Origin of the sequence: Streptococcus sp. HMSC067H01, assembly GCF_001814775.1 — a bacterium.
GTDB lineage: Bacteria > Bacillota > Bacilli > Lactobacillales > Streptococcaceae > Streptococcus.
The window spans coordinates 1-3,942 of sequence record NZ_KV817798.1 but is presented as its reverse complement, the minus strand read 5'-3'; the positions used below and the strand labels follow the sequence as shown (position 1 = coordinate 3,942).

At 39.7% G+C, this 3,942-nt stretch carries 2 protein-coding genes; both read left to right on the top strand.

The window, feature by feature from the left end; all coding sequences use genetic code 11:
* Positions 1–592, top strand: a 592-nt coding sequence (locus HMPREF2987_RS05900) for an Ig-like domain-containing protein (protein WP_142995373.1), incomplete at its 5' end; no start/stop codon positions are given.
* A 421-nt stretch (positions 593–1,013) separates the two neighbouring features.
* Positions 1,014–3,942, top strand: a 2,929-nt coding sequence (locus HMPREF2987_RS05895; protein ID WP_180364507.1) for a YPDG domain-containing protein, incomplete at its 3' end; no start/stop codon positions are given.

Sequence of the window (3,942 nt, the reverse complement as noted above, 5' to 3'; positions counted from 1 at the left end):
AGAAGCAGGTTCAACAGTAGAAGTAACTCTTCCAAATGGCTCAAAAGTATCAGCTGTAGCAGATAAAGATGGCAAGTTCAGCATTCCAGTTGCTGGCTTGAAGGCAGGCGACAAAGTTTCTGTAACAGCGACAGACGCAGCAGGTAACAAGTCAGGCGCAACAGACGCAACAGTAGCGAAAGCAACGCCAACAGCACCAAGTGCGAACGATGGTAAAGTGTCTGAAGCAAACGGAGCTAAAGCACCAGCCCTTACTCCAGTAGTAGATCCAAGCAACTTGACTGATGCGGAAAAAGCTAAGATTGCTGAAGAAGTTAAGAAAGCTAACCCAACTGCAACAGATATCAAGGTTAACAATGATGGATCAGTAGTTGTAACCTTTGCAGATGGATCAGTAGCGGTAATTGCAACTGAGAAAGCTGTTAAGAAAGCAACTAAAGAGTCATCTGCTAAAGAAACAACTAAGAAAGCAGGAGCGAAAGAATTGCCAAATACTGGTACAGAACAATCTAACGTTTCACTTGGTTTAGCACTTCTTGCAGCAGTGACAGGAGGACTCCTTATCTCTAAAAAACGTAAGGAAGAAGAGTAAACCATTGCTCTGATAAAGCAAACCTGAAAATTTTGATTCAGTGAATTTGCTAGAAAAACCGTAAGAAGAAATTCTTACGGTTTTTTGTATAGATAAAGTTGCTAATCGAAAGGTGCTAGTACTTTATGACGATAGGTATCTTAGAAATATATGGAGGAACAGTTCCTAAAACGAATTTGTGACTTTCTTAAACCATTTTCCAAATATTGAGGTGATATTCATTTTTTAAATACTGTTCAGTCTTGTGCGAATTTTTTTTGGACTCATTGATAAGAATTGTACAGTAAAAATAAAGATAAAAAGTAAAATATTTTATGAATAATTTTATCATCGAATTCTTTGACATTTTTAAATACATATTTTATAATAAAAATGTATGTAGCATATACAATGCTAAAAAATACGAAAAAGGAGACGCAAAATGTATTTTAATCGTAAAAATGCAGAGCAAAAGAACTGGCGTATGATCAAAAAAGGAAAACACTTCCTTTTCGGTTGTTCACTTGTTTTTGCGGTTGGAGCTACTTTGGCAGCACCATCAGTCAAAGCAGATACAGTAGAAGCTAAGCCGGAAGCTAGTACTACACCAGAGGTGACTAAGCCGGTTGCAGCCGAGGAGGATGTAACTTATGCAGCACCTGCTGTAGAAGTTACAACAACTACAGAAGCTAATGCGAAACCAGTCCTTGAGACAGTTACAGAAGCAAATGCTAAACCAGTTGTTGCAACAGCAAAAGAAGCTGACTCTATTCAAGCACCTAGTTTAACCCCTGTAGCTAATGAAACATCATTAACTGCTGAAGAAATCTCAAACGTCGTTGAAGCGATTAAAGGTTCAAATCCGTCTGCAGTTTCTGTTCAAGTCAGCAATGATGGATCTGCGGTTATAACATTTGCAGATGGCTCTAGCGCAACATTGTCAGCTTCTCAAACCGTTAAAGTGAAGCCAGAAGCTACTTCTACTTCGGAAGCACCTACACGTTCACGTCGTGCCCTTTCTCCAGTAAATGGAACTACACGCTCTTTTGACTCTGAACTTCAGAATGAAGCTCAAAAGAAAGCAATCTACAGTCCAGGTGTGAAGGGAGAAAAGCAAACTTATGAAGGTACAGTTTGGCTCTACCGTAATGGTACAGTCAATAATGACAACCAAGAAGATGCAAAACGCCTTGGTGGAGTTAATGTCTACCTTCAGTATGTAACTGGTAAAGGTTTTGTGTCACCAGTTTATAAGACAACAAGTGGACAAGATGGAACTTTTGTCTTTGACTTGTCTAAACCGGTAGCAAACCGTCTAGGAGCCACAGGTGAGTTTCAACTTGCAGGAGATTCTAAATTTGCGATCCGTACTTGGGTAGAAAATCCAGATCCAACAAAATACACTGTCATCAAATCAGGTGACCAACGTACAGGTTTCCACGGACGTCTTAGCCGTTTAAATGAAACTTGGGATTTCACCGCGGGTATCAACCGTATTGTTGGTGGTCAAGTAGTTCTCCAAGAAAAACCAAATTCTGAAGACTATCTCTTGAAACCAGAAGCAGACCGTCAGACAGGTGACCAAGCAGACGGCCAATTTTCACGTAAAGGCGATTATGGTACAATCCGTGGTAGAGTGTGGTACGAACTTCGTGACCCAAGTGGTTCTGACGCACGTATGTATAAAAAAGACAGCTACGATATTAATGCCACAAACGTTAAAGTAGCGGCTTCATACGTAAATGATGAAGTAACTCGTCTTTTTGACAAATGGAAAAAAGAACACAAAAACTACAAACTTGATGATTTCAAAGCTGCTCAAGCTGAAATTATCAAAGAATATGAAGCTAAGAATGGTAAAGGTTCACATATCGCTGAAACTGTTGTAGTACCAGTTGATAAAGACGGTTACTATCGTATTCCATTCCGTGGTCTTTATGGTGTGAGCGCTGATAAGGCTAACAGTGGACTTTCTAAGAAAATTTCAGATGCAGAGTTTGGAACACTTGTTAAAGATGAAGATTTAGACAATGAACATCTTATGAAGTGGAATGGAACTATTGGACAAAAACACCGTCACATTAATACGGATTATGTTTATGCCACTGTTCTTGTCAATGACTATGCTATTTGGAGCAATAACTACCAATCAAATATGTTTGAAGGTACGTCAGATGCCGTTCTTCCAGTAGGACCTTCATCACTTGCGGCAGCAAATATTTCAAATACCAACTTTGCTCTAATCGCGCCTCAACCAATGCACGATATCTTGGTATACGACAATGCTGATAACTTTGCAAAACCAGGAAATACTGCTGAAAGTACTACTGGTGGACTTATGCCATCACGCGAATACCAAATCCGTTGGTTTAAAGATGGTAAAGCAATTGGTGAAGCAACAACTGTAATGTCAACAGCAGAAGGAACTGCTAAGTCAGTACCACTCACTGTGCCAAATGATCTTACAGAACCAGCAATCTATACGTCTGCTGTATTCCTTCAAGGTGAAAACACTGATGACCTTCATTCAGCATTGGCACTTGATTCATTCACTGCTGTTCTTGATGAAGAAACAGACAAATACACTCCAAAATATGCTGACACACTTGTAACACCAGGAACCCCTGCTACAGCAACGCCAACTTTCACAGATAAAGATGGGAAAGATATTACAGCCCCAGAAGGTGCTAAATATAGTATTCCATCTGACTTTGTAGCTCCAGAAGGCTACACAGTATCAATCGATGAAAATACAGGAAAAATCACTGTTGAAGCTAAGCCAGGAACAACAGTTGAAGAAGTTGAAGTACCTGTTACAGTAACCTACAAAGACAACTCAACTGATACAGTCAAGGCTACCTTTAAGTTGGATACTGATGGTGATAAGATCCCAGATGTAACGGATGAAGATGATGATAATGATGGTGTCAAAGATTCAGACGAAACAACAGATGGTACAAACACTAAAGATCCAAATTCAATCGCTTCAAAAATCACTCCAATTGATGATCAAACAGGTGTAGTAGGAAAAGAAATCACACCAGTTGCTGTCACAGTAGAGAAAGTTCCTACAGATGGTTCTGTCAAGGTTGAAGGTCTTCCAGATGGTGTTTCTTACGACCCAGCAACAAAACAAATTACAGGCACACCAACAACTGAAGGTGAATCAGAAGTAACGATCACAGTTCTTGGTAAAAATGGTCAACCAGTAAAAGGTGCTGATGGAAAACCTGTAACTGAAACATTTAAATTTACAGTTACAAAACCAGCAACAGACGCTGATAAGAACACTCCAACAGCTAAGGAACAAACAGTAAACAAGGGTGAAACTCCAGATGCTAAGAAATCAATTGGTAACGTAGCTGATCTCC